Origin of the sequence: Chitinophaga solisilvae, assembly GCF_009928525.1 — a bacterium.
In the GTDB taxonomy this organism is placed as follows: domain Bacteria; phylum Bacteroidota; class Bacteroidia; order Chitinophagales; family Chitinophagaceae; genus Chitinophaga; species Chitinophaga solisilvae.
This window is the reverse complement of the sequence record NZ_JAABOK010000013.1, coordinates 1-22,860: the sequence shown is the minus strand read 5'-3', so window position 1 is coordinate 22,860 and position 22,860 is coordinate 1. Positions and strand designations below refer to the sequence as shown.

Below are 22,860 nucleotides of genomic sequence, written 5' to 3'. Positions count from 1 at the left end.
CAGCAATGATGGAAACGATTTTTGAAGAAGATATTATCAATGCCCTGACAGTGCTGCGTAACGGCGGACTGATCGTATATCCTACCGATACCATCTGGGGTATCGGTTGCGACGCTACCAGCGAATCCGCTGTGAGCAAAGTATTTGCACTGAAACAACGCAGCGAAAGCAAAAGCCTGGTAGTACTGCTGCCAGACCCGCGCGACCTCCTGCATTATGTATCCAACCCGCCTCCGGATATTACAGATACCCTGGCCGGCTTTACCAGGCCCACTACGGTTATCTATGAAGGCGCACTGGGATTGGCCCCCAACCTGATTAATGAAGATGGTACCGTAGCTATCCGCATCGTACAGGATACCTTCTGCAGGCACCTGCTGAAACGCCTGCGCAAACCGCTGGTATCTACTTCCGCCAATATCAGCGGACAACCATCCCCCGCACAGTTCAGCGACATCGCCGTACCTATCCTGCAGGGGGCTGACTATGTAGTAAAATACCGCCAGGAAGAAGCCGCTGCAGGCGTGGCTTCCAGGATAATCAGGATCGGAAAAGACGGATCAATAGCGATAATCCGGGATTAAAATTTTAATTTATTTACATTTGCGCCCTGATTTCAGCGAAAGGATTAAATTTTAACAGCGTTTTTAAATTATATGATCAGCAGCAAGCCATTGGACATTCCCTGCTCCCTGCAGGAACGGAAAGTGTTGGAAAAGATAGCGCTGGCAGCCCGCGACCTGGGAGTGCCTGCCTATCTGATAGGCGGCTTCGTGCGCGATAAACTGCTGGGCAGAAGAACAAAGGATATGGATGTGGTATGCGTCGGCGATGGCATCGCCCTGGCGCATAAGGTGGCGGAGAGCCTGGGTGAAAATATCCCCGTCAGTTTCTTCAAAACCTACGGTACTGCACAGGTAAAATGGAACGATCTGGAAATAGAATTCGTCGGCGCCCGCAAGGAAAGCTACCGCCAGGACTCCCGCAACCCAGAAGTAATGGCCGGCACCCTGGAAGATGACCAGAACCGCCGCGATTTCACGATCAACGCAATGGCTATCAGCTTGCGGGAAGACAATTACGGCGCACTCATCGATCCATTTGACGGCCTGGCGGACCTCGAAGCAAAAATCATCCGCACCCCCCTGGCGCCGGTACAGACCTTCAGCGATGACCCGCTCCGCATGATGCGCGCCATCCGCTTCGCGTCACAGCTCCAGTTCTCCATTGAAGAAAGCGCTTTCAACGCCATCCGGGAAAATGCAGAACGTATCCGTATCATCACCCAGGAAAGAATTTCTGACGAATTCAATAAAATCATGCTCTCCTCCAGGCCCTCCGTGGGACTGGATCTGCTGTACAAGGCAGGACTGCTTAAAATCATCTTCCCCCAGATGATAGACATGGTAGGCGTGGAAATGTATGAAGGAAAAGGACATAAGGATAATTTTTACCATACTTTACAGGTAGTGGATAATATCTCGGAGAATACCCGGGACCTCTGGCTCAGATGGGCCGCCCTGTTACACGACATCGGCAAACCATCTACCAAAAAGTTCGAGCCGGGCCACGGCTGGACGTTCCATGGCCACGATGCGGTGGGAGGGAAAATGGTCCCCCGTATCTTTACCAGGTTCAAATTACCTTTACATGATAAAATGAAGCTGGTAAAGAAACTGGTGGAACTCCACCTGCGTCCTATCAGCCTCACCAAAGAAAATATAACGGATTCGGCTATCCGCAGACTCCTCTTCGATGCCGGCGATGATATCGATGGCCTCATGATGCTCTGCGAAGCTGATATCACCTCAAAAAATAAATCCAAAGTCAAACGTTACCTGGAAAATTTTGAACTGGTACGCAAACGGCTGAAGGAAGTGGAGGAAAGCGACCGTATCCGTAACTGGCAACCACCGGTTACCGGAGAAATGATCATGGAAACATTTGCACTCCAGCCTGGCAGAATCGTCGGTGATCTGAAAAGTGCCATCCGGGAAGCTATCCTCGATGGCGTAATCCCAAACACTTACGAGGCCGCATACGCTTTCATGCTCGAAAAAGCAAAAGACTCCGGTCTTACCCCGGTTAAATAAAATTGGTAATTTTACAGCGTAGGATTTATTTTGATACTATCATACCGGCGCCCTGACTAAGCGCCGGGAAGACACATATTTATTCAACTATTAATCAAATTGTCATGCCGGTTTTGAAATTCAGAGTATACTGGGAAGAAGATGAAAGTGTTTACAGAGACATTGTCATTAAGCCGAATCAGACGTTTTTAGTATTTCATATGGCTATTTTACAGGCCTTTGAATTTGATACCAAGCATTTAGCTACCTTCTTCCGCAGTAATGATAACTGGCAGCGCGGCCGTGAAATCATCCTTCAGGCTGATAAAGAACCCCGCAAGGTGGAACCGCTGCTGATGTCTGAAACTACTATCGGAGAGGCCGTGAAAGCGCCTAACCAGAAATTCATCTACCTCTACGACTTCGCCAAAAACTGGGCTTTCCTCGTGGAACTGATCGGCGTGTCCAAAGACGAAAACAGCAAACTTACCTATCCCGTTTGCGTCCGCAAGGAAGGTCTCGCGCCCAGCCAATACGGTACCAAGGGCCTCGTCGGCGATAAACTCGTGGAAATGGAAGAAAAATACGACCTCAACAAAGAAGGTATGGACGAAGACGGCTTTGGAGAAGAGGGCGAAGAAGATACAAGCGATAGCGCTGATGAATTCGGCAGCAGCAATGAAGATGAGAATAATTTTTAATTAATTACGAATTACGAATTACGAATTACGAATGATGAATGGCGAGTTATAAGCGGAGATATAAGCGGACATGAAATTTTCTCCGCTTATTTCTCCGCTTATAACTCGCCATTCATCATTCGTAATTCGTAATTCTCCACAGAGTGACCATGCAAAAAACAGCCATCATCATATCCGGTCCTACCGCTTCGGGTAAAACGGCGCTGGCTATACGAATTGCACAGCTTTTCAATACCTCAGTCATCTCAGCAGATTCCCGGCAGTGTTACCGGGAAATCAGCATCGGCACGGCCAAGCCTTCTCCGGAAGAACTGGCGGCAGTGCGGCATTACTTTATTGATTCTCACAGTATTCAGGAGGAAGTAAATGCAGGTATCTTTGAAAAACTGGCGCTGCAATATGCGCAGGAGATATTTGCCGGACACGATGTGGCTGTTATGTGCGGTGGTACAGGGTTGTATATACGTGCTTTCTGTGAAGGTATTGATGATATGCCTGCTATCCCGCCGGAAATAAGGGCGGCATTGAACGAACAGTATGCGGAAAAGGGACTGTCCTGGCTGCAGGAGCAACTGCAGCACCGCGATCCGGCGTTTTATGCCACGGCAGAAATTTATAACCCGCAACGCCTGATCCGTGCCCTGGAAGTGCTGGAGGCTACCGGAAAGTCTATTACGGCCTTCCGCACGGCCACCACCACCCCGAGAGATTTCCGGATCATTAAAATTGGTATCACCCCGCCCAAAGAAATATTACACCAGCAGATACACCATCGCGTAGATCTTATGATGCAGGCAGGATTGCTGGAAGAAGTGAAGTCAGTACTCCCTTACCGGGAACATAATGCCCTGCGTACCGTAGGCTACCAGGAAGTTTTTGATTACCTGGATGGAAAAATACCGCTGGAACAAGCCATAGAAGACATTAAAACCCACACCCGGCAATACGCCAAACGCCAGCTCACCTGGTTCCGTAAAGACAAAACCATTACATGGTTTGATCCGCGTAATGCGGATGAGATTGTGGATTGGGTTAAAAAGCAATAATTACGAATTACGAATTGCGAATTACGAATGTAGAAGCGAAGATTAAAACGAAGATTAAAGGTGATACTTAATACTTATCCCCATTAATCTTCATTTTAATCTTCGCTTCTACATTCGTAATTCGCAATTCGTAATTCGTAATTAAAACTTAAGCCCTATTGTAAGCAAAATATTACTTCTCGAATAATCCAGGCTGGCAGCCGGTGGTTCAATACCTGGAGTGCCGCTGGTATAAAGGCGGTATCTGTCTTTAGCCTGGGTGTAGCTGTAGGTCAGATCGGCGTACAGGCCTTTGTTACGGAAGCCGAAGCCGCCACTGTATACTTTGCGGGAGCCATCTATGCCGGCGTTGTAGCCATCATTACTATAGGGGTTGCCATAGTAACCGAAACCTGCGCGTACGGCGTACAGGGTAGCGAATTTCAGTTCAGCACCCGCTTTGATATTGGATACAGCCTGATAAAGTGCGCCGATATTGGAGTTCAGCGCATCCTGATCGCCGCGGCTGTCTTTCATCCTGAATTTACCGGATGCCTGGTTCACATATTCGTAGTCAACGGTGATAAATCCTTGTGTATTGCTGACATGAGTAATGTCTCCGAAGAAGTAGGATACGCCTCCCATGGCACGCAGCGGAGTGGTGTAGTTGTAATCGCTTTCTACCGGGTAGCCATTGGTCATATCTTCAGAGTATACGGACTGTTTCCCGCCGTAGTTCTCTGTGTCGGCGGTCATATCCGCATGGTAGGAGTCATGCAGGCTGTAAAAGGTAGGCGTATGGAAGGCGCCACCCAGTCTGAATCTGTTAGACAGCTTGTAGAGGATCCCTACTTTAGCGCCGATACCAATACCGGTGCGGCGGAGATATCTTTTATAATCGAAGTAGTTGAACTCGTTGTTAGGTTTATTCTGTCCGTTGTTGGTGGCATCGTCTTCACTGACAGTTAAGGTTTCCCGGTAGTTGACATTGGGAACGGCAACGCTGGCGCCAATGTACAGGCGGTCGCCGTAGTTGCCGCCGATAGCAAAGGCAAATTCATCGAGGCCACCGCTGGTTTCGAGGATACCGCGTTGCTGTACTGCCGTGAGTCCGCCTACCTGGCGGGTAGGGGAGGCATTGCTCATGGGTTCAGTGATATTGGTACCCGGTTTTTTGTACCTGTCCAGTACAAAGGCGCGGTAGGCAAGGCTGGCGCCCAGCGGGTAATCGTTTTCATAGGCAACGGAGTCCTGGATACCCCACATCTGATCTACCCAGATATCGGAGTAGGAGGAGAAGTTATTATAGCCGGCTACGGCAATTTTATTGTTGTAGTTCGCCAGGCGGGTGTAGCCCAGGGAGAAGGTGACATTATTCCAGGAGTTGCTGCCGCTGCCTTTATTGCTGGCGAAAATTACGCCGATGCTTGGCATCTGGAAGTTGGTTTTATTGCCTTTGTTGTCGAGCCGGTTATTACCAAGATAATTTGAATTGTTGTTGGTGATACCTACGCCGGCAGAAATGAAAAATTCTCCTGTCTTGAACATGCCTATACCGGCAGGGTTGCTGTGTGCTGCTGAATAATCTCCTCCAAGACCTACGCCTGCGCCGCCTAATGCCTGGTTTCTGGCTGTTCCGAACGGTTGGTTGGGCGAATAGAGCAAGGCATCATTTGAACTCTGGGCTATGGCCGAAACGGATAAAAAGATTCCTCCTAAAAGAGGGTAAATTCTTTTAATCATATACTAAAACTTAAAAATGAGATTTGCTTGGTCTGCTTTGCTGCAGGTAATAACGTGCTGCGATGGTAATAACGTTTTGTAAAGGGCAAAACTTATGTCGTATAAAAAGATAAGCGTAGTTTTTGTGCTACGCTTATCCTGTAATGTGTTGTCTGAATTAACGGCCTCCTCTTGCCGGGCGGGAGTAACCACCGCCTCCGCCGCCACCGCTGTTAACGCGGCCGCTTCCTGAGCTGGGCGTATAGCTTGGTGTGCTGGGCTGGTAGGAAGGTGCAGGTCTGGAATATTCCATACTGCGTTGCGGACGGGAATAACCGCCGCCATTATCGTTATTGTAGGTAGGTCTGGAAATAACTCTTTCAGAACCTGATTGCTGGAATATCCTGCGTGGTCTGTCAGTACCGCTGTTAGGATTCACATAACCGCCGTTACCGTTGGCAGGCTGGTAAGAACCTCTGGCCGGGCGAACATATCCGCCACCGCCGTTACCGCCGCTGTTGGTATAGTTACCGCCGCTGATGATTCTTTCGCTGCCGCTTCTTACAGGACCATAGGAGTTAGTCGGACGTCTGTTGATGTAATATCCGCCGCCATGGCCATAGTAGCCACCACCGTAATATCCGCCGCCACCGTACCAGTGGGAGTAGTAAGGGTAACCACCCCATCCGCCACCCCAGGCCCAGGGAGAGTAACCACCATAGTAGCCATAGCTCCAGGGGCTGTAAAACGGACTGTAACCCCAGCGGGAACCCCAGCCCAGGCCAATGCTCAGGGAAGGACCCCACAGGCTGCTGTAACCAAAACCGCCGTATGGGCTGAAACCACCACCGTAGTAATTGTTCATGTAAAGATTAGACGCCGCATTGTAACCATCCCAGTAGCCGCCGCTGTAATTGCTGTTGCTGCCGAAACGGTTCAGCCTGCGCTGATAATCACCCTGGTCATCATCCTGGTACGTTACGTAAGTACCGCCATCTTCATCAGCTGACTGTGTATAGTTGGCATTCTCATCCTGCCTGGAATTACCATTGGAGCCATTGTTGGAGGCATATCCGTTGGTCTTCTGCCGGGGAGAATAATATACATCGTCCGGGGTACTTGTCGCCTGGTATGTACTGGAACAGGCACCCAGTGCGAGCGAACCGGCCAGTGCAATGTATAGTATAGGTTTCATTTGAAATATATTTTAAACGTGATCTATATAGTAAATTTACACTTTTAAAACGGAATCGGGCAGTACAAAGTTACAATAACAACGTCGCCTTATTTTATTTTACAACAACTATTTGCACCTTTATGATTTTCATGTAGGTTTGTGACATTTTCTTTTTGAATATAAAGACAAAAATTAAGCCAGTTTGTAATGTGTTTCCGGCTACCTGCCGGATAAATTTCATCAAGACAAATTGATTGTTTAATCGCTTAAATAAAACGACATATAAATTATCTATTTTTTCTATGAGTAAAGAGATTACAGCCCGTTCGGAAGATTATTCAAAATGGTATAACGACCTGGTGCTGAAAGGCGGCCTGGCAGATTATTCTGCCGTTAAAGGCTGTATGGTAATCAAACCATACGGCTTCGCGCTGTGGGAAGCCATGCGTGACGTTCTCGACGGTAAATTCAAGGAAACCGGCCACCAGAACGCTTACTTCCCGCTGTTTATCCCGAAAAGCTTTCTCAGCAAGGAAGCCGCCCACGTGGAAGGCTTCGCCAAAGAATGCGCTGTTGTAACTCATTACCGTCTGAAAAATGACCCCGGTGGCGCCGGCGTAATCGTTGACCCGGAAGCCAGACTGGAAGAAGAACTCATCGTTCGTCCCACTTCAGAAACAATCATCTGGAATACCTATAAAGACTGGATTCAGTCCTACCGCGACCTGCCCCTGCTCATCAACCAGTGGGCCAACGTAGTGCGCTGGGAAATGCGTACCCGCCTGTTCCTCCGTACTACCGAATTCCTCTGGCAGGAAGGACATACCGCGCACGCTACCTCCGAAGAAGCAGTAGCGGAAACAGAACAGATGCTCAACGTATACGCGGACTTCGCCGAAAATTATATGGCTGTTCCCGTGGTACGCGGCGTTAAATCTCCCAGCGAAAGATTTGCCGGCGCGGTGGAAACCTATTGCGTGGAAGCTCTCATGCAGGATGGTAAAGCCCTGCAGGCAGGTACTTCCCACTTCCTCGGACAAAACTTCGCGAAAGCTTTTGATGTACAGTTCTCCAATAAGGAAAATAAACTGGACTATGTCTGGGCTACCTCCTGGGGCGTTTCTACCCGCCTGATCGGAGCCCTCATCATGGTACACAGCGATGACCAGGGTCTGGTACTGCCCCCTAAAATAGCCCCCCTTCAGGTGGTGATCGTGCCTATCTATAAAGGCCCCGATCAGAAAGCCGGTCTGGATGAAAAAGTAAACGTAATCGTGGCTGAACTCAGACGCGCCGGTATCCGCGTGAAATACGATGATTCCGATAACAACCGCCCCGGCTGGAAATTCGCTGAATACGAAATGAAAGGCGTACCTGTTCGTATAGCCATTGGCGCGAGAGATCTGGAAAATAATGTGGCTGAAGTAGCCCGTCGTGATACAAAAGAGAAAATGAGCCTGTCTCTCGACGGCCTGCCTGCACGCATCCAGGAACTGCTCGGTGAAATCCAGCAAAACCTGTTCGATAAGGCTAAAGCATTCCGCGATAACAACATCACCAAAGCAGATACCTTTGAAGAATTCCAGCAGATACTGGAAGAAAAAGGCGGCTTCATTTCCGCCCACTGGGACGGTACTGCCGAAACAGAAGAAAAGATCAAGGAGCTGACAAAAGCTACCATCCGCTGCATCCCCCTGAATAATCCTCAGGAAGCGGGTACCTGTGTATTGACCGGCAAACCGTCAAAAGAAAGGGTGTTGTTTGCAAAAGCATACTAAATTTGAGATTTGGTTATTTGAGATTTAATTATTTAAAATGCAGCGATGATCTTCATGATATTCTACACGAAAATCATCCCGAAATTCTTCGCTGCATTTTAAATAATCAAATCTCAAATGACCAAATCCAAATTACACATAGTCTAACCATTAATGATATCCGATGTCCTTTACCCGTTACATACTGTTATGGTGGCTGGTCATCTTTTGCACAAGTACGCACGCGCTGGCTCAGGGCCTGATGATCCGGAACTATAATGTGAAAGATGGGTTGGCAAATGCGACTGTTTATGCTGCCGTACAGGACAGAGACGGGTTTATCTGGTTTGCTACGCCTACCGGCGTCAGTAAATTCGACGGGAAACGCTTCCGGAATTACGCCAAAAAAGACGGCCTGACAGATAACGATGTTTTCAGGCTGGCCGCCGACTCCAAAGGCCGCCTCTGGTTTTTTACCCTTAACGGAAAATTATCCTTCTACTACAAATCCATTATCCATAACAGCGATAACGATTCTACCCTGCGCTTCAATAACCGCAGCCACTATATGCAGTCGGCCTTCGAAGACAGGGAAGGAGGGAAGGAAAAGGCAGTCTGGTTCTATAACACCAATAACCGCGTTATTCAGTATACCGGTAAACAGGTGGTATACGATAAACTCGGACGGGGCGATGTGGCCCTGCTCTGGCTGCTGCGCAACGATGGCCTCTTTCGCCCGCTGCAGAATGCCTTCCACGTAGAGTCGCTGAAAGACCCCGGTAATGAGAACCTCGTGGTACACTCCGTATGCCCGTACCCGTTAACAGATACCGCCCTGGCTGCCCGCATCCACCAGCGGCCTGTACTCATGCTCCGTAACGCACTGTACTCTTACTCCGCCACCGATGCCATCTGCTTTTTCAACGGGCCGGCATGGGGTATCCGCGAAGATATCAGCAATGTCTGCATAGATAATAATAACCTCTGGGTAGGCACCCAACGCGCCCTGTACTTCATCCGTGATTTTTTTAACGGAGAGAAGAAAGTCATTAAACTCCTGGATAACCACTATATCACCTCCCTGCTGAAAGACAGAGATGGCAATATCTGGATTACCACTTTCGGCGACGGCGTATATTATATCCCCTACAAGAATTTTTATTTCAGCTATCTCGATAACACCAACGGACTGTATTCCCATTCCATTTTCAGCATCTGTAAAGATAAAAAAACAGATATGCTGCTGGTCGGACAGAACGCAGGCATCCTCAATACTATCAGCAGCAGCGGCAATATTAACCAGTTCACCTTGGATACAGCCAGCGGACGTAACAGCCTGCTGACCATATTACCCTACCGCGATAATGACATGCTGATAGGCACGGATAACAGACTCCTGCTGTTTAACACCGCCGCCCAGAAAGCCAGATTGCTGAAGTCTGTCAGAATGCTGAAAGATGTAGACATCACCCCCTCCGGTAAAATCAGGATCGCCGCCAAAAACCAGGTGATCGTACTGGATGAATATGCCATCAGCGACCTGGATATGATGGTAACTTCCATTGCCAGCGTAACAGATTCTACGTATTATGTAGGCACCAATACCGGCCTTTACTTCTGCTCGGATAACCGCCGGCAGCTGCAACCCGCCGGCAACGATACTTTCCGTAAACTCAGCATCAAGGACCTGAAGTGGATCAATGGCTACCTGTGGGTAGGCACCAGCGACCAGGGCATTTATGTGATGTACAGGGACGAAGTGGTCAAGCACCTCTCGTCGGCCAACAACCTTGCGAGCGACATCTGCCAGCAGCTTTACTACGATGGCAGCAAACACCTGTATGTGGCCACCAACAAAGGCGTTTCGGTGATTGATGTGAAAACAAGGACTATTACCCGCAATATCACTTCCAACGACGGACTCATGTCCGACGATATACGCGGCGTATACGCCGATCATGATATGCTGTATATCGCCACCTCGAACGGACTGTGTTACTTCAAAGGCAACAACCTGCCGGTAGACACGGTGCCGCCGGTTATTTACCTGAGCAATATCCGGTACGGCGACAGTACTTTTTTACCTGCCACCGACTTTACCCACCTGTATAAACGTAAAGCGTCCTTTGAAGTAGAATTCGGCACCATCGTATTCGACCTGCCCGACCTGGTGGAGTACCAGTATAACTTCTCCGGCGACAGCACCAATGGCTGGGTAACTACCATGTCAAACATTTTCCCGTTCCCGGACCTGCCGCCTGGCGCCTACAGGCTGATGGTGCGGGCCCGCAAGTATAAAAGCGACTGGTCAAAGCCGCTCAGCATGAATGTGAACATACTGCCGCAATGGTACCAGCAATGGTGGGCGAGAGGCATTCTGCTGGTAGCTGCTCTGCTGCTCATACTGGTAGTGCTGCGCTTTATTGTGAGAAGAATCAAGCAGGCGGAGAAACGCAAAACAGAATACAACCGCCGCATTGCAGAGCTGGAAGCCAAAGCGCTGACCAACCAGATGAACCCGCATTTTATCTTCAACTCCCTGAATTCAGTACAGCACCTGATTCTGGAGAAGGAAGAAAAACAGGCGCTCAACTTCCTGGCGGACTTTGCCACGCTCATGCGGCAGATGCTCAACAATTCCCGCAAATCATATATTTCGCTGGAAGAAGAAATCGCTTTCCTGACCCGCTACCTGGAACTGGAAAAAATCCGGTTCGCACATTCCTTTACTTACCATTTCATTATGGAAGATGCGCTGAAGGACTATACCGTCTATATTCCCCCCATGATTATCCAGCCCATTGTGGAGAACGCCATCAAGCACGGACTGGCGCCAAAGAACAGCAGCGGCTACCTGGAAATCAGGCTGGAGATGGTAGACGACCTGTTGTATTGCTCTGTAGACGATGACGGAATAGGCTGGGATAAGTCCAACAGCATCAAGAGCTCCCGGCTTATCAAACACGAATCCACCGCGTTAAGCGTGATAAAGGAAAGGTTGCAGATTATAAAATCTTTTAATGGAAGTGTTGGAAAGTTAGAAATTATTGATAAATTTAAATCTGGTTTCGGCAATAAGGAAGGTACCTTAGTTGAAATACTGATTCCCATTGTTAAGATGTTATGAGTAATATTAAAGCTGCCATTGTAGACGATGAAGTCCGCAACATTCATATTTTGCGTAATATTTTAGAGAACTACTGCAAGGATGTTACAGTAGTCGGAGAAGCGCAAAACATTAATGAGGCGGCGGAAATGATTAAGAATAACCCCATTGATGTACTGTTCCTCGATATTGAGATGCCACCGCACAATGGGTTTCAGCTATTGGAAATGTTTCCGGTACTGAATTTTGAAGTCATTTTTATTACCGCTTTTCAGGAATATGCTTTGCAGGCCATCAAGTTTGCAGCGCTCGATTACCTGCTGAAACCAATTAAGGTCAGCGAGGTGGAAGATGCGTTGGAAAAGGTGAAGAAAAGCAAGAAGGGAAGACTGAATGAACTGGCTTCCATCCTGAAGGACTATGTAAAGAATAACGACAACGCTTTCTCTAAAATAGTTATTCCGGTAAATGACGGGTATAATGTTATAGACCTGAAGGATATTATTTACTGTGAAGCATTTGACAGCTATACTAAAATACAGCTGATCAACAATGTTTCCCACCTGATATCCAAGTCATTGAAGGAATATGAGGAAATGCTCTCTGATAAAGGCTTTTACAGGGTCCATAAATCTTTCCTCATCAATATTCATCATATCGTGAAAATCATCAAAGGGCTGGGAACCGCCGTGGTGATGAGCGATCAGAAGAATATTCCTATCTCTTCCCGTAAAAAAGATGAATTCTTTACACAACTGAAAGGAGTCATCAACCTGTAATCTTATCTTTTTCCATAAAAATTTTGCGCCGGTGGCTTTACGCTTAACCGGCTTTTTTATGCGTTCCCGGTAAGAATATATGTGTTTACGAAATAATATAAAAGAACATCATATACTTATCTTATTTTCATTATGGGTTTTCATAGATCTAGCTATTACTCGTTGGTTTTTCCAGACCTTACTTGTATTAAATGAAAAAGCCCCATTCACTGAATGGGGCTTTTTCATTTAATAGCTTTTATCAGAGGTTTTCTGCACTGCCTCCTGTAACGATATTGTAATAGTAGATATTACCGCCTCTCTGCGGATAGAAACCTACCAGCTGTACATTTTTCTGTTTATCAAGGATGCTGCCCAGGGAGTTGACGGAGGTGACCGCGGTATTGCCGGCTTTCAGGATAACAAAGCCCGGCGCCATGCTGGTTTGTTTTTTCAGGATACCGGTACCGATGTCATTTACCCGGATACCACCTTTTACGCCGATGTTGGCGGCTTCTTCGGCAGTGAGTTCTGACAGGTCGGCGCCCAGGCGGTCAATGGAAGTCACCTTTACCACATCGGTATTACCCTGCAGGTTCCTGAGCGTTACATTTTCTGCCGTATATTCCTTGCCGCCACGGGTGTAGCTGATACTGATCTTATCGCCTGGTTTGTAGCGGGCTACCTGCTCGCTCATCTGGGAAGGGCCGGGGATGTTGACGCCGTTTATTTTGATGATCACATCGCCCTGTTTCAGGCCGGCGGTAGCGGCGGAGCTATTGTCCACCACTTCTGTGATCTGCACGCCGTTAACATCTCTTCTGATACCGATATCTCTCAGCTGGTCATCGCTCATAGAAGCGATAGCAGAAGGAGAGGCATATTTCACACCGAGGTAGGCACGCTGTACGCTGCCGTATTTCAGGATATCGTTTACCACTTTTTTAATGAGGTTTACCGGGATAGCGTAGGAATAACCTGCGTAGGAACCGGTCGGGGATGCGATGGCGGAATTGACGCCCACCAGCTCGCCGGCAGTATTTACCAGTGCCCCGCCGCTGTTACCCTGGTTCACCGCGGCATCTGTCTGAATAAAGGATTCGATGGAGTTGTTGATACGGCCGCCGCTTTTGTTGATACCAATGGAGCGGGATTTTGCGCTTACGATACCGGCTGTTACGGTAGCATCCAGGTTAAGCGGATAGCCTACTGCCAGTACCCACTGACCAATTTCCACGTTGTCTGAATTACCATAGAGCAGATAGGGAAATCCTTTACCGGTGATTTTGATCACCGCCAGATCCGTGCTGGGATCTGTGCCGACCAGTTTGGCCTTGAAGGTTTTGTTGTCGTTGCTGAGAGATACGTTGATTTCATCAGCATCCGCTATGACGTGGTTATTGGTAACAATATAGCCGTCATCGGAAATAAGCACGCCAGAGCCGGAAGCCATCTGGCCGGGAATGTAGTATTTACGGCCACCACCGCCGCCGTTGAATTCATCACCGAAGAAATCATCGCCGAAGAGGTCCTGCAGGATGCTGCGTCTTCTCTGCAGGTTATTACCGTTTGTAATCTGGCGGGGATTGATTTTCGTTTTGATGTGGACTACTCCGGGAACTGCTGCCCTGGCCGCTGTCACAAAATCTGAAGGGGGAACTGCATTGGCGCCGCGTTCCGTACCGGGCATATACCTTGCATAGTTTACGGGGATATCATTGGAGCCATTCTGTAATGCGCCTGATTGCCGGGTTTCAAAGTACTTGCCGTACACAAATATGGCGGCAGCTGCAGTGATACTACTGATTAACACAGTTGTAGCAATTTGCTTGAATTTCATATTATAGTGTGTTTAGCGTTGTGTAACTAAATTTAAATTTTATTACGCGGATTTAATCAATTTGTGTGCCTCGGGATACAAATTTAATAGCGACCCCATCTCAAACACAACAACCTCCGTTTACTTTAACACATTTTTATATCAATCGTTAAACAGAACTAAAAGTAATATGACAATTAGGCATGAATTGCGAATTACGAATTGCGAATTACGAATGCAGAAGCGAAGATTAAAACGAAGATTAAAAGATGTTTTATAGTTATCCCCATTAATCTTCGTTTTAATCTTCGCTTCTGCATTCGTAATTCGCAATTCGTAATTCGTAATTATTCTAAGAAAGACCAAGCAGAAACGCCATCGTATCAACTCCATCCGCGTAGTCATTCAGTGAGGGCTGCTGGGCCTGACCGAAGGGAGTGAAGCCGTTGCCTGCAATGGTTTGCAATTCGGGATGGGCTGCAAGGTCATGGCGGAGTTGCTGAATATCTTTGTAGTAGCCGTAATGGAGTACGCTCAGCGGGGAGAACAGCGATTCCGCCTCGTGGAGCAGTATGCAGCCATTGGTCAGGTATGGGCTGTTGTTGAGCAGCAGCAGTGCCAGGTTATAATCGTAGTTGTTCTTGTATTTGTGGTGATCGGCCAGGTAATCGTATTTGCGGAGGGCATTCAGGAGGGCGTCGAAGTTATAGCCTTCCGGTACCATCACTTTAGTGACATTGCGGCAGCCAAGACCGAAATAGAGCATCACGTCGTCCGCCAGGGCTTCCAGTTCTTCCGGGCTTTCCGTACCGGTAAGAACCGCCACAGAGGTTCGGTTGTGACGGATGATGTTGGGATATTTTGAAAAGTAGTAATTGAAATAGCGGGCGGAGTTGTTGCTGCCGGTGGCAATGTAGGCGTCGCAGTTTTTAAGCATGTCCTGCACTTCCGTCTGGCCGGCTGTTTCCGGATACCATTCGGTCATTTTGTCCAGGATATGTCTCATGAGTATTTCATCTTTGGAAGATAGTTTCATTTTGACCCGGTGGCCGCTCACGAACCCGCAGAGCCAGTCGTGGAAGCCTACCAGCGGAATATTGCCGGCAGCTACGATACCTACCTGCCGGGGCTCCCTGGTGTTTTCAACCGCGGGGTACCGGCTGAGCCACTGCCGGAGGGCGGCAGGTTCCAGGAAATACCGGCAAATATTATCCAGTGAGATATCAATAAAAGGAGGTGTAAACCAGCCATTTGCTATAAAAGCACGTTCCTTTACTGCTGTCAATTCCGGACTATTGCCCGCCAGATATTGGCCAAGGCGCACCAACGCTGCTTCTTTTTCTGCTATATTCATGAAACTGTTTAAATATTTGACTTGATTAAACCGGGAAAATTTTATTTTTGTCCACAAAATTAATGGCTTACTTCTAAAAAAGTTTATTCTATGGCAATTAAGATAACAGATGAATGTATAAATTGTGGCGCCTGCGAACCGGAATGCCCCAATAATGCTATATACGAAGGTGGTGTAGAGTGGGCCCTGGCAGATGGTACTACCGTGAAAGGTGCCTACACCCTCATGGACGGTTCCGCTATGGATGCCGATCAACGCAATGCTCCTATCAGCGTAGATACTTATTACATCGTTCCCAATAAATGTACGGAGTGTCAGGGTTTCCATGAAGAGCCCCAGTGCGCTGCCGTTTGCCCGGTTGACTGCTGTGTTCCGGACGAAATGTACCAGGAAACTGTGGATGAACTGATGGCTAAGAAAGACAAACTGCACCTGTAATCTTTTCTCAGCAAACATATTTATGGCCATCCGGATCATTCCGGATGGCTTTTTTATGTAATTTATGCTGCCAACTGTCACCGGAGAGCCGGAAAGCGCCTGAAATAAAATAAAACCGCCACTGCCTTGCCGTTGACAATTAACAAATAACCTTTAACTTTACCCGCTTATTGTAAAATATCTTATGAAGAAGAATATAGCTTTGGTAGCCGGCGGATATTCAGGAGAATATGTGATATCCGTTCAAAGTGCTGTAACAATAGAGAAAAACCTGGATAGCAGCAAATATGCGATATATAAGATCATCATCACAAGAGAAGGATGGCATTATACGGCTGCCGACGGCAGTATCCTGGATATAGACAAGAATGATTTCTCGTTGACCGTCAACGGCAACAAGATAAAATTTGATGCCGTATTTATCGGTATCCACGGTACTCCCGGTGAGGATGGCCGCCTGCAGGGCTATTTCGAAATGCTGGGTATCCCGTACACCAGCTGCGGCATGGTTACCTCCGCGCTGACTTTCAACAAAAGCTTTTGCAATAAAGTAGTGGCTGCCCTGAACGTGGTAAACGTATCAAAATCCGAGCATATTTTCCGCGATCAGCCCTACGATACCACGGCTATCCTGCAACAACTGCGTTTACCCGTATTCGTTAAGCCGGCAGAAGGCGGCAGCAGTATCGGTATGTCCAAAGTGAAAACAGCGGAAGAACTGCAGCCTGCCATTGAAAAAGCCTTTAATGAAGACTCCCAGGTGCTCATCGAAGAATTTATCAGAGGCCGCGAACTCACCATCGGTATGTATAGGGCCAATGGAACACTCACCCAGCTGCCTATCACAGAAATTGTGAGCAGCAAGGAATTCTTCGACTACGAAGCCAAATATACCCCCGGCATCACCAACGAAATCACGCCTGCACCGATATCTGAAGAGTTAGCTAACCTCATCAGAAAAACCGCTGCTGCGCTGTACGATAAACTGAATTGTAAAGGCATTGCGCGGGCCGACTTCATCTGTGAAGAAGGTACCGGGAAACTGTTTTTCCTGGAAATCAATACCATGCCGGGCCAGTCAGAAAATAGCCTGGTGCCCCAGCAGGTAAGGGCGGCAGGGAAAACACTCCAGGAGTTTTATGGAACGCTGCTGGAAGAATGCATGAAATAATAATTACGAATTACGAATTGCGAATTACGAATGATAGGCGAAGATCTTAGAGGAGTTAGCATTTACTTCTTCGCGTAGATCTTCGCTTATCATTCGTAATTCGCAATTCGCAATTCGTAATTCATAGTTTAACTTTAATCTTATCAACGTGTTTGACTTTATTACCAAGCGCTCATTCGGAATTAACCTTCTGGTAGTTATTGCTTTATTTTTTGCGCTGGCACTGCTGTTTTTCTCTATGCTGGGTGTAATCACCAAGCATGGGCAACAGCTGGTGGTGCCGGATGTACGCGGCAAAAATGTAAATGAGGCGATAGCATTACTGGAAAAAGCAGGTTTTGAAGCGGATGTGAGAGATTCTATTTACATTGATTCTATCCCTCCGTTGTCTGTATGGGTACAAACACCTGATAAAGGCGCACAGGTAAAAGTAGGCAGAACGATTTACCTGACAGTGAATAAAGTGGTGGCGCCTATGGTAAAGATGCCTGACCTGGAAGGGCTGACCTTCCGCAGCGCGGAGATGATGCTGAGAAGTATGCGCCTCAATGTAGGAGATACTATTTACAGACCTGATTTTGCTGCCAATACCATTCTGCAGCAGCTGCTGAATGGTAAAAGGATAAAACCGGGTACACCTGTTCCGGAGGGTAGTAATATCACACTGATTATCAGCAGCGGTACCGGCAGCATCGAAAATCCGGTGCCTAACTTTATAGGGCTTACATTTGCGGAAGCCAGGGAAATGCTGAGTGCCGCTAATCTCAGTGCAGGAACCATCATTATTGATCCGGGTGTAAGCGACACCGCCAATGCCTATATCGTAAAACAGGTGCCTGCCCGCATGAACGACATCGGTGAATTCAACATGGTCAGGGCCGGCGAAAGCGTAGACCTGTGGCTGTCAGCCAGTAAGCCGGTAAAAGACTCTGTAGCCCCGCAGCCGCAACCAACCGAAGAATAATGCATCATTAACCACACCAAATACATGAACTATGCAGAATATTACAGCTGAAGAACTGAAACAGCGCATCGATAACGGAGAGCAACTGAACATCGTGGATGTACGGGAACCTCATGAGCGTGCTGAATTCAACATCGGTGGAACACATATTCCATTAGGCCAGATACAAACCATGCAGATCGATGAAATCGACGGGCTGCAGGAACAGGAAGTGATCGTGTACTGCCGCAGTGGTAACCGCAGCGGTCAGGCCTGCATGATCCTGGAAACCATGGGTTTCACCAACGTGAAAAACCTCACCGGCGGTATGCTCAACTGGCAGGACAAAATCAAGTAACATGTAGTTATTTAGTTATTTGAGATTTAAAATAAAGCAAGATGCCTTCAGAACAATCCTGAAGGCATCTTGCTTTATTTTAAATCTCAAATAACTACATCTCAAATAACTAAATAATAAAATATTATTGGGGGTCTCTGCATATGGCGGTGGCTTCTATTTCTACCAGGTAGCCCGGATTTATGAGCTTGCTTACTTCTACCATGGTAGTAGCGGGTTTGATGCTCTGGAAAAATTCGCCGTGAGCGCGGCCATATTCCTCCCAGCGGGAGATGTCTGTCACGAACATGCGGGTACGTACTACGTCGTGCAGGTTGGCGCCGGCTGAAATCAGGGCGGATTCTATCTTTGCCAGTACAAACCGCGTTTGTTCATACGCGTTACCTTCTGCGACTACTTTATCATTATCGGTTGCCACCGTGCCGGATACTTCGATCACATTGCCCACCCTTACCGCACGGGAATAGCCTACTTTGCTTTCCCATACAGCACCGGAGGAATAATTGGTACGTTTCATAAGAGAATATATTGAGGTGAGAGGATGCACAAAATTACGGCTTCCTGCTCATTCTCCGGTAACCGTTGTGTTGGGCGGCGGAGCAGATCTGAACTTCACCACTTTACCCAGCAGATCGAACCAGAATGGTGCTCCCAGCGAAATAGCCAGTGCGGTCATCGCCCAGCCGGCGGCAATGAGCCAGCCATTGCGCTGATAGGGATGCGTGAAGCCACAACGTACCACCGGCAGGCCGGTGGCAGTAGTATCCGTTACACAGGCCCTGCTGATGCCCAGCACATTCTTAGCATCGCCGAGGTCGTTGCGGAGCATGCCGTACACACCTATCAGCGATGTATCCCTGACCATTACCTTCCAGGTAGTATCTGTGCGGAAAAAGGCGCTGTCCCGGTGAAGTACATTTTTTCGTATAAGCGTATCCGTGATAGCCGCATATTGCGGCTGGCGGCTCATGGCCAGCTGCACCATCTGTTCGCGCACGCTCTTGTCCTTCATCAGGATGCGGGCAATGGCAATGGAATCCACATTGAATGCTGCCGCAATGCCCATTCCCAGTATCAGCAGCCAGGCCTGCGTATGCTTGCGGTACCACCCGCTGGCACGGGTCATGGTTTCATTGAACCAGGCTTCCAGCAACAGCCGGAAGGCGGTAATATCATGGCGGGCATCTTCAAAAAGATCCCGTATATGCGCCAGGGTATCTGCCGACAGCTGCAGGCTGTTCTGTGCCAGGCATTCCCGGATGGCATCCGCGTCGGAGAGCTGGTTATCCTTATGCGGGCCGCGCAACAGGTGTACCATGGTCTGCGAGAATATAGCCGGACTGATATAAGCCGGTCTTGCTGCCGCACTGTTTTCACCCAGGTAACGGATGGCGGGCGACTGGTAGAATTGCTTCAGGAAGGGACTGTTTTTAAACGGCTGGAAAAAGTATACCACGCTCCATCCCAGCTCATAAAAAAAATTGAAAAAGGTGAATCTCCCGAAAAAACCGAGATCCCCGCTATGGTCATCATCTTCCAGCATTCTGCGCAAACCCTTGGTGAGCACACGCGCACGGGCATTAAACAGGCGGGCTATCAGCTCCTGTACAATAGACGCCAGCAAACTATAGAGCAGGTATATAAAAATTAACCCCAGCGCTACATCAATGGCAAGGTTACTAAACATAGGATAGATATTAAGTTGACATATAGTATAAATGTAAATATTATTGCGAAGATAATACAGGGGTACGCATTGTATTTGCCGGAGGGAATCATTTTGGGATTTACGGATTTATGGATTTTGGGATTTTGGAATTTTTTAAATGCAGCGAAGATCTCCGCGGAATTATCCGCTGCATTTAAAAAATTCCAAAATTCCAAAATCCATAAATACTACTACCGGTGCTCAAAAAAGCAGCAGCTGCCACCAACCCAGGTGTCTTTACTGTTGAAACCGACGCCGATCATCTTTCCCTTGCTGATACGGGAAAGGTTGTGTACGAGTATAGGTCTGGGGGAACTATCGGGCCAGACATACATCATCCTGATTTCGCAGATGGCAGGCCCTGACGGCGTTTCAATGGCGGGCGCATATTTCACCTTATGCTGTAATATCCAGTTTTCCGGATCGGTGATCTTATCAATATCTTCCTGGGTAACGTCAATGACTACACCTTGTCCGGCGAAGGAGAAGAGGGGTTTCAGCACATAATTTTCAAGATCGGCGGGCACCACCGGCAACTCGTGCAGGAACCAGCTTTTAGGCACATATTCGCTGTGGATAAAGGGCATGGTATATTTGCTGATACGGTAAAACCAGTTGGGGTGTGTGATCCACTCCACATCCAGCTCCTGGAAGAGGTTTACGTGAGGGGGCAGGTCCGGCGACTGCTGCAGCAGATCGTCGAAGATGATGCGGTTATAAATACGCTGAACAGGCGTTTTCACGCCATCGCGCATATAGAATAGCTTTTTCCCTTCCTGTATCAGGTCGGTGAGGCATACAGCGCTGATTCCCAGGTATTTTTCGGTGCTGTAGAAATCAATCTTCGTCTTTTGCTCTTCAGGTTTTACTTCCAGCAGGATTACCTCTTCCGGCGGGCATGTACCGATAATCATCTCGCGTAACAGCTGATAGTAGCTGTTTTCATCCAGGCCGTTAAAAAAATTGCTGAGCTGACCGGGGATATTGAAATGTGTTTTAAACTGCCTGGCCATTACTTCCTGGAAGGCATACATTGTGGGAAAGCCCTGCAGCTCTATCAGCTGAGGGATCAGTGTGCCATCATCGCGGCGGCATACTGCGAAGTCTATCACTATAAAATGCGGATGTTCATTTTCATGAGGCACCTTCAGGTGCGGCGGAATGGCGTCGCGGGTGATGGTTTTGAAATCAGGCCGGAGCACTACATTGATGATTTCTTCGCAGGCCTGTACCAATTTGTCTGTCAGCTCAGCCGGCACAAATACCGGTGTTTCAGCCACCCGGAAAGCGGGCGCAATACCGGCGTCCTGCGCAATTCCCTGCAGCAGCTGCTGGTATTGCGTATCGGTAAACTGCTGATTGTAAGTAGCTCTGACAGCGGGTATCATGATGATATGGATTGTGTCTAAAAAATAAATCAGAAAAAGGTGTTCTCATCATCGTTGTGGGTAGGCACCTGAACGGGATGTTCAATGGCGGCCAGTCTGTCAGACAACTCCCCGTAAATGGCGTAATCCAGGAAAGCGGTGATGAGGCGGTCGTGGGTCAGCATGATCTTATCGGGATCTGTCAGCTGTTCCAGCATACTGTTATATTTCTCCAGGCTGTGATTGTTCACCACCTGCTGTTTCTTTTCATCCTGCTGCAGGTACATATACATACCGTCCGCATCTGCTTCCGGGTGAAACTGGGTACCGATGAAGTGCTCATTGAACCGTATCGCCATGGTAGCGCGTTCCAGCGGTACGTGCGGTCTTTCTTTTTCCAACGCCAGCACATGGCCGCCCATTGCGTGCAGGTTATCATAATTCAGTTCAATCACCTGCCAGTTACGGCTATCCACAATATAGAACGGATCGGGCAGTGCTGTGAAAACCTGCTCCTGCATACCTGCAGCGGTTTTATGGACCGGGAAAACACCAAATGCCGGCGACTTGCGTTTGCATACATTCCCTATTTTATAATAACGGCACATGATCTGATAGGAGTGACAGATAAAGAACGCCGGTTTTTTCATTTCCTGTGTACGGTTCCACTCCAGCAGCGCCGCTATCAGGGAAAAATACTTCCTTTCCCAGTTGCTGCCTTCACTGTCTACCGGGCTGCCCGGCCCTCCTGTGGAGATATAGATATCATAAGAGGTATCCGGCACCTGTTCCTGCTGCCGCACTTCAAATTCATCAAAATGCAGATCCAGCTTATGCATGGCAGCATATTGCATCAAAATCTCCCTGATACAGCGCATTCCCTCGTTGGGCACACCTTCGTACATATCCAGCACTGCTACTTTCCAGTTGGTTTTAATCGGAGCCATAATGCAAAGTTAAATAAATTACGAATTACGAATTGCGAATTACGAATGTAAAAGCGAAGAGCTAAATTGGAGTGCACCCAAAAAGTTGGACACTTTTATAAGATTTTAAAAATTAAGCGGCTTGAGTACGGTAATTTACTGGACTCAAGCCATTTAGTTTAAGTTTTATCCTATCATTATTATAATACTCGATGTATTTAACGATTTGCTGTCTCAACGACTTAATTGAATCAAATTTTTGAAGATAGAAAAGTTCAGTTTTAAGGATACTAAAAAAACTTTCCATAGCAGCATTATCCAGACAATTGCTTTTAGCAGACATACTCTGTAAAATCTCCCGGTCGCTAAGCAGTGTCTGATATTTTTCCATGCGATATTGCCATCCCTGATCAGAATGTAATATTAGGCTACTATCAGCTGGCAGCCTCTTAAAGGCT

Annotated in this window: 20 protein-coding genes; 11 read left to right on the top strand and 9 right to left on the bottom strand. The window is 47.8% G+C overall.

Features of this window, described 5'->3' with window-relative positions:
• Nucleotides 1-5: 5 nt before the first annotated feature.
• The 4 genes from GWG06_RS23660 (at nucleotide 6) to miaA (ending at nucleotide 3,819) form a co-directional block, all read left to right on the top strand.
• A complete protein-coding gene (locus tag GWG06_RS23660) occupies nucleotides 6-584 on the top strand; it encodes an L-threonylcarbamoyladenylate synthase (RefSeq protein WP_160716449.1) in 579 nt (192 codons plus the stop codon).
• Nucleotides 585-656: 72 nt separating this feature from the next.
• Complete coding sequence (locus tag GWG06_RS23655; protein WP_127044486.1) at nucleotides 657-2,093, top strand: CCA tRNA nucleotidyltransferase; 1,437 nt, start codon at nucleotides 657-659, stop codon at nucleotides 2,091-2,093.
• Between the two features lie 104 nt (nucleotides 2,094-2,197).
• Entirely contained in the window at nucleotides 2,198-2,773 is a 576-nt protein-coding gene (locus GWG06_RS23650; protein WP_127044485.1) for an IS1096 element passenger TnpR family protein, read from the top strand.
• 149 nt (nucleotides 2,774-2,922) lie between these two features.
• A complete protein-coding gene (miaA, locus tag GWG06_RS23645; protein WP_160716447.1) occupies nucleotides 2,923-3,819 on the top strand; it encodes a tRNA (adenosine(37)-N6)-dimethylallyltransferase MiaA in 897 nt (298 codons plus the stop codon).
• 141 nt (nucleotides 3,820-3,960) lie between these two features.
• Here miaA and GWG06_RS23640 read toward each other — a convergent pair whose 3' ends face one another.
• Both GWG06_RS23640 and GWG06_RS23635 read right to left on the bottom strand, forming a co-directional pair.
• On the bottom strand, nucleotides 3,961-5,541 hold the full coding sequence (locus tag GWG06_RS23640) for an OmpP1/FadL family transporter (protein ID WP_127043958.1): 1,581 nt from the start codon (nucleotides 5,539-5,541) through the stop codon (nucleotides 3,961-3,963).
• Nucleotides 5,542-5,698: 157 nt separating this feature from the next.
• On the bottom strand, nucleotides 5,699-6,715 hold the full coding sequence (locus GWG06_RS23635; protein ID WP_160716445.1) for a hypothetical protein: 1,017 nt from the start codon (nucleotides 6,713-6,715) through the stop codon (nucleotides 5,699-5,701).
• Between the two features lie 284 nt (nucleotides 6,716-6,999).
• Here GWG06_RS23635 and proS point away from each other — a divergent pair, with 284 nt between their 5' ends.
• The 3 genes from proS (at nucleotide 7,000) to GWG06_RS23620 (ending at nucleotide 12,339) form a co-directional block, all read left to right on the top strand.
• Entirely contained in the window at nucleotides 7,000-8,475 is a 1,476-nt protein-coding gene (gene proS, locus GWG06_RS23630) for a proline--tRNA ligase (protein ID WP_127043956.1), read from the top strand.
• A 163-nt stretch (nucleotides 8,476-8,638) separates the two neighbouring features.
• Nucleotides 8,639-11,581, top strand: a complete 2,943-nt coding sequence (locus GWG06_RS23625) for a sensor histidine kinase (RefSeq protein ID WP_160716443.1) — start codon at nucleotides 8,639-8,641, stop codon at nucleotides 11,579-11,581.
• The gene (locus tag GWG06_RS23620) at nucleotides 11,578-12,339 is read left to right on the top strand and encodes a LytR/AlgR family response regulator transcription factor (RefSeq protein ID WP_078672331.1); all 762 of its coding nucleotides are present in this window, start codon (nucleotides 11,578-11,580) and stop codon (nucleotides 12,337-12,339) included. Before GWG06_RS23625 ends, GWG06_RS23620 begins: the two co-directional genes overlap by 4 nt.
• 241 nt (nucleotides 12,340-12,580) lie before the next feature.
• Here the strand turns inward: GWG06_RS23620 and GWG06_RS23615 are convergent, their stop codons facing one another.
• Together GWG06_RS23615 and GWG06_RS23610 are read right to left on the bottom strand one after the other, a co-directional pair.
• Entirely contained in the window at nucleotides 12,581-14,158 is a 1,578-nt protein-coding gene (locus GWG06_RS23615; protein WP_127044314.1) for a trypsin-like peptidase domain-containing protein, read from the bottom strand.
• A gap of 331 nt (nucleotides 14,159-14,489) precedes the next feature.
• Nucleotides 14,490-15,491: an acyl-CoA reductase gene (locus tag GWG06_RS23610; RefSeq protein WP_127044313.1), complete on the bottom strand. Its 1,002-nt coding sequence runs from the start codon at nucleotides 15,489-15,491 to the stop codon at nucleotides 14,490-14,492.
• 90 nt (nucleotides 15,492-15,581) lie between these two features.
• Here GWG06_RS23610 and GWG06_RS23605 point away from each other — a divergent pair, with 90 nt between their 5' ends.
• The 4 genes from GWG06_RS23605 (at nucleotide 15,582) to GWG06_RS23590 (ending at nucleotide 18,401) form a co-directional block, all read left to right on the top strand.
• Entirely contained in the window at nucleotides 15,582-15,929 is a 348-nt protein-coding gene (locus tag GWG06_RS23605; RefSeq protein ID WP_127044312.1) for a 4Fe-4S dicluster domain-containing protein, read from the top strand.
• A gap of 184 nt (nucleotides 15,930-16,113) precedes the next feature.
• Nucleotides 16,114-17,100, top strand: coding sequence for a D-alanine--D-alanine ligase (locus GWG06_RS23600; RefSeq protein WP_160716441.1), 987 nt, complete (start codon nucleotides 16,114-16,116; stop codon nucleotides 17,098-17,100).
• Nucleotides 17,101-17,248: 148 nt separating this feature from the next.
• The gene (locus GWG06_RS23595; protein WP_160716439.1) at nucleotides 17,249-18,064 is read left to right on the top strand and encodes a PASTA domain-containing protein; all 816 of its coding nucleotides are present in this window, start codon (nucleotides 17,249-17,251) and stop codon (nucleotides 18,062-18,064) included.
• A gap of 31 nt (nucleotides 18,065-18,095) precedes the next feature.
• Nucleotides 18,096-18,401: a rhodanese-like domain-containing protein gene (locus tag GWG06_RS23590; protein WP_127044309.1), complete on the top strand. Its 306-nt coding sequence runs from the start codon at nucleotides 18,096-18,098 to the stop codon at nucleotides 18,399-18,401.
• A 124-nt stretch (nucleotides 18,402-18,525) separates the two neighbouring features.
• Here the strand turns inward: GWG06_RS23590 and GWG06_RS23585 are convergent, their stop codons facing one another.
• The 5 genes from GWG06_RS23585 to GWG06_RS23565 form a co-directional block, all read right to left on the bottom strand.
• Nucleotides 18,526-18,918: a RidA family protein gene (locus tag GWG06_RS23585; RefSeq protein ID WP_160716437.1), complete on the bottom strand. Its 393-nt coding sequence runs from the start codon at nucleotides 18,916-18,918 to the stop codon at nucleotides 18,526-18,528.
• Nucleotides 18,919-18,966: 48 nt separating this feature from the next.
• Nucleotides 18,967-20,088, bottom strand: coding sequence for a hypothetical protein (locus tag GWG06_RS23580; protein WP_127044376.1), 1,122 nt, complete (start codon nucleotides 20,086-20,088; stop codon nucleotides 18,967-18,969).
• 212 nt (nucleotides 20,089-20,300) lie between these two features.
• Complete coding sequence (locus GWG06_RS23575; protein ID WP_127044377.1) at nucleotides 20,301-21,497, bottom strand: hypothetical protein; 1,197 nt, start codon at nucleotides 21,495-21,497, stop codon at nucleotides 20,301-20,303.
• 29 nt (nucleotides 21,498-21,526) lie between these two features.
• Nucleotides 21,527-22,423, bottom strand: a complete 897-nt coding sequence (locus GWG06_RS23570; RefSeq protein ID WP_127044378.1) for a type 1 glutamine amidotransferase — start codon at nucleotides 22,421-22,423, stop codon at nucleotides 21,527-21,529.
• A gap of 112 nt (nucleotides 22,424-22,535) precedes the next feature.
• On the bottom strand, nucleotides 22,536-22,860 hold a 325-nt coding region (locus GWG06_RS23565), incomplete at its 5' end, for an IS3 family transposase (protein WP_160716435.1).

Excerpts from the sequence above, each read along its gene's own strand:
- GWG06_RS23660 (WP_160716449.1), top strand. The coding sequence starts at position 6 with ATGATGGAAACGATTTTTGAAGAAGATATTATCAATGCCCTGACAGTG.
- GWG06_RS23655 (WP_127044486.1), top strand. The coding sequence starts at position 657 with ATGATCAGCAGCAAGCCATTGGACATTCCCTGCTCCCTGCAGGAACGG.
- GWG06_RS23650 (WP_127044485.1), top strand. The coding sequence starts at position 2,198 with ATGCCGGTTTTGAAATTCAGAGTATACTGGGAAGAAGATGAAAGTGTT.
- miaA (WP_160716447.1), top strand. The coding sequence starts at position 2,923 with ATGCAAAAAACAGCCATCATCATATCCGGTCCTACCGCTTCGGGTAAA.
- GWG06_RS23640 (WP_127043958.1), bottom strand. The coding sequence starts at position 5,541 with ATGATTAAAAGAATTTACCCTCTTTTAGGAGGAATCTTTTTATCCGTT.
- GWG06_RS23635 (WP_160716445.1), bottom strand. The coding sequence starts at position 6,715 with ATGAAACCTATACTATACATTGCACTGGCCGGTTCGCTCGCACTGGGT.
- proS (WP_127043956.1), top strand. The coding sequence starts at position 7,000 with ATGAGTAAAGAGATTACAGCCCGTTCGGAAGATTATTCAAAATGGTAT.
- GWG06_RS23625 (WP_160716443.1), top strand. The coding sequence starts at position 8,639 with ATGTCCTTTACCCGTTACATACTGTTATGGTGGCTGGTCATCTTTTGC.
- GWG06_RS23620 (WP_078672331.1), top strand. The coding sequence starts at position 11,578 with ATGAGTAATATTAAAGCTGCCATTGTAGACGATGAAGTCCGCAACATT.
- GWG06_RS23615 (WP_127044314.1), bottom strand. The coding sequence starts at position 14,158 with ATGAAATTCAAGCAAATTGCTACAACTGTGTTAATCAGTAGTATCACT.
- GWG06_RS23610 (WP_127044313.1), bottom strand. The coding sequence starts at position 15,491 with ATGAATATAGCAGAAAAAGAAGCAGCGTTGGTGCGCCTTGGCCAATAT.
- GWG06_RS23605 (WP_127044312.1), top strand. The coding sequence starts at position 15,582 with ATGGCAATTAAGATAACAGATGAATGTATAAATTGTGGCGCCTGCGAA.
- GWG06_RS23600 (WP_160716441.1), top strand. The coding sequence starts at position 16,114 with ATGAAGAAGAATATAGCTTTGGTAGCCGGCGGATATTCAGGAGAATAT.
- GWG06_RS23590 (WP_127044309.1), top strand. The coding sequence starts at position 18,096 with ATGCAGAATATTACAGCTGAAGAACTGAAACAGCGCATCGATAACGGA.
- GWG06_RS23585 (WP_160716437.1), bottom strand. The coding sequence starts at position 18,918 with ATGAAACGTACCAATTATTCCTCCGGTGCTGTATGGGAAAGCAAAGTA.
- GWG06_RS23580 (WP_127044376.1), bottom strand. The coding sequence starts at position 20,088 with ATGTTTAGTAACCTTGCCATTGATGTAGCGCTGGGGTTAATTTTTATA.
- GWG06_RS23575 (WP_127044377.1), bottom strand. The coding sequence starts at position 21,497 with ATGATACCCGCTGTCAGAGCTACTTACAATCAGCAGTTTACCGATACG.
- GWG06_RS23570 (WP_127044378.1), bottom strand. The coding sequence starts at position 22,423 with ATGGCTCCGATTAAAACCAACTGGAAAGTAGCAGTGCTGGATATGTAC.